The sequence below is a fragment of the Caulobacter sp. genome (assembly GCF_049283275.1).
Classification (GTDB): Bacteria; Pseudomonadota; Alphaproteobacteria; order Caulobacterales; family Caulobacteraceae; genus Caulobacter.
This window is the reverse complement of sequence record NZ_JBAPVS010000110.1, coordinates 1-2755: the sequence shown is the minus strand read 5'-3', so window position 1 is coordinate 2755 and position 2755 is coordinate 1. Positions and strand designations below refer to the sequence as shown.

5 protein-coding genes are annotated in these 2755 nt (G+C 65.7%); 4 read left to right on the top strand and 1 reads right to left on the bottom strand.

What is annotated here, in order from left to right; genetic code table 11:
• Positions 1-116: 116 nt before the first annotated feature.
• Positions 117-455, bottom strand: a complete 339-nt coding sequence (locus tag WAL33_RS05365; protein WP_007665036.1) for a P-II family nitrogen regulator — start codon at positions 453-455, stop codon at positions 117-119.
• Between the two features lie 317 nt (positions 456-772).
• Between WAL33_RS05365 and WAL33_RS05360 the strand changes: the two genes are divergently transcribed.
• From WAL33_RS05360 to WAL33_RS05345, 4 genes are all read left to right on the top strand, one after another.
• Positions 773-1123: a DMT family protein gene (locus WAL33_RS05360; RefSeq protein WP_422179226.1), complete on the top strand. Its 351-nt coding sequence runs from the start codon at positions 773-775 to the stop codon at positions 1121-1123.
• A gap of 84 nt (positions 1124-1207) precedes the next feature.
• Complete coding sequence (locus WAL33_RS05355) at positions 1208-1588, top strand: hypothetical protein (protein WP_422179224.1); 381 nt, start codon at positions 1208-1210, stop codon at positions 1586-1588.
• Positions 1589-1675: 87 nt separating this feature from the next.
• Entirely contained in the window at positions 1676-2578 is a 903-nt protein-coding gene (locus WAL33_RS05350; RefSeq protein WP_422179222.1) for a glycine--tRNA ligase subunit alpha, read from the top strand.
• A gap of 4 nt (positions 2579-2582) precedes the next feature.
• Positions 2583-2755 (top strand): glycine--tRNA ligase subunit beta (locus tag WAL33_RS05345; RefSeq protein WP_422179228.1); only part of this gene is annotated, 173 nt, incomplete at its 3' end.

Here is a 2755-nt window from a genome sequence, read left to right as displayed (position 1 = left end):
GTCCTGGGCGAAGGCGACGGCGCCCAGCGGGGCCCCCGCCAGGGTCGCGGCGAGCACGAGCCCGGCCAGCGGTTTAAAGTGCAGTTTCATCGTTGGTATCCCCTTTTTCCCGACGATCACAGAGCGGCCGGGCCGGTTTCGCCGGTCCGGATGCGAACGGCTTCCTCGACATTGAGGACGAAGATCTTGCCGTCGCCGATCTTGCCCGTGGCGGCGGCGGCCTTGACCGCCTCGACCGCCTTGGCGGCCGACGCGTCATCGACCACGGCTTCCAGCTTCACTTTGGGCACGAAATTCACTTGGTATTCCGCGCCGCGGTAGATTTCGGTCTGGCCCTTCTGACGGCCGTAACCCTTGACCTCGGACACCGTCAGGCCCTCGACGCCCGCGGCGACGAGCGCCTCGCGGACTTCGTCGAGCTTGAAGGGTTTGACGATCGCTATGATCAGTTTCATCCGTCTTGCTCCGACCCGCCGATAATGCGGGCTCCCCTTGGTTTTAGAGCGTGTTGCTCAGTCGCACCGTGACGCGGACTCATGAGCCCCCATCGTTTCCCCGGCGCCGTTCACGCTATCGGTCGCGCTTGGGACATGGCTGTCGCGCGGTAGGGATTTGGAAACGAAAGGGATGCGGCGCCTAAAGTTTAAGCATCAACGACCTTGAACGCTTGGAAAGGCGGCGTTTTGTGATCAGAGGGACGGGCTGGCCTCGGTTGTCGCCAAGCGCATACAATCGCCGGCTCACGCGTCGCGATCTGGAGCTTCCGCCGCCCATGCCCTCATTCTGGTTAAAGATCGCGCCCTGGGGCCTGCTGATCGCCTCGAACGTTTTCATGACCTTCGCCTGGTACGGCCACCTGAAGAATCGTTCGACGACGATGCTGCTGGCCATCTTCAGCAGCTGGCTGATCGCCTTGCCGGAATACATGCTGGCCGTGCCCGCCAACCGCCTGGGCCACGGGACCTATTCGACCGCCCAGCTGAAGACCGGCCAGGAGGCGATCACCCTGATCGTGTTCACGCTGTTCTCGATCTTCTACCTGGGCGAGGCGATCAGCTGGAAGACGCTGGTCGGGTTCGGGTTCATCTTCGTGGGCGTGGCGATCGTGATGTTCTTCAAGTAACGCGTTCACGAACCCGTGATCGGCGCAACGGACTCAAGATCTGAACGCTGATGTGGCTGCATTTCCTCGAAAAGGATCAGCTCCATGTTTGTGCGTATTGCCACCGCCACCGCCGCCCTGGCGTTGATGTCCGGCGCGGCCATGGCCCAGTCGACGGCGCCCCAGGCCCCGATGAACCCGGACCCGACCGCCGCGGCGCCGGCCGATCAGACCATGCCCACCGACCCGACGGCCACGACCACGACGACCACCACCACGACCGAGTCGACCATGGCGCCCACCGGCGCGGCGACCGACACCGCCGGCCGAGTCTCGTCGATGCCGGCCGAGCAGCAGGCGACCCTGAAGGCCGGCGACCCCAACGTCGTCTCCAACCCGCCGATCGCCGACACCCCGGAGAACCGCAAGGCCTACGGCACGCCGCTGTCGAACGCCGGCCGCCACAGCGCCGCCAAGGGCAACTAAGCCCTTCAGCGGTCCCAACTTAGCTTGAAGCGTCAGTCGGCGGGCCCTATGGTCCGCCGACTTTTTTCTGGCCCTGTTCGGACCCTGATGCCCGCCCCAAAACCCAAGTCGTTTCAAAGCCTGATCCTGACGCTCCATGACTATTGGAGCGCCCAGGGCTGCGTGATCCTGCAGCCGCACGACGTGGAGGTGGGGGCGGGGACCCTGCACCCGGCCACGGTGCTGCGCGCCCTGGGTCCCAAGCCCTGGAACGCGGCCTATGTGCAGCCCTCGCGCCGTCCGGGCGACGGCCGCTACGGCGAGAACCCCAACCGCCTGCAGCACTACTACCAGTACCAGGTGATCCTGAAGCCGAACCCGCCGAACATGCAGGACCTGTATCTGGGGTCGCTGGAGGCCATCGGCCTGGACCTGCGCACCCACGACATCCGCTTCGTCGAGGACGATTGGGAAAACCCCACCGTCGGCGCCTGGGGCCTGGGCTGGGAGGTCTGGTGCGACGGCATGGAGGTGTCGCAGTACACCTACTTCCAGCAGGTGGGCGGCCTGGACGTCTCGCCGGTGGCCGGCGAGCTGACCTACGGCCTGGAGCGCCTGGCCATGTACGTGTTCGGCGTCGACAACGTGTTCGACCTGCCGTTCAACGATCCCGACGCGCCGCTGGGCCACCTGACCTACGGCGACGTGTTCCTGGAGAACGAGCGCCAGCACTCGGAAGCCAATTTCCACGGCTATGACGTGGCCGTGCTGAAGGGCCAGTTCGAGGACATGGAGCGCCAGGTGCCGCTGATGCTGGCCCGCCAGTATCAGGGCAAGGCCCTGGTGCTGCCGGCCTATGACATGGTGCTGAAGGCCAGCCACCTGTTCAACCTGATGAACGCCCGCGGCGCCATCGCCGTCGCCGAGCGCGCCAGCTATATCGGCCGCATCCGAGACCTCTGTAAGCTTTGCGCCAGTGAATGGGTCGCCCAGCAGGAAGACGCGGCCTAGACCCATGCCCCAGCTCCTTCTCGAAATCTTCTCCGAAGAAATCCCCGCGCGCATGCAGGCCGGGGCCGCCCGCGACCTCGAGCGTATGGCCCGCGAGGGCCTGGCCGCCGCCGGCTTCCTGCCCGAGGCCCTGAAGACCTTCGCCGGTCCGCGCCGCCTGACCCTGGTGGTCGAGGG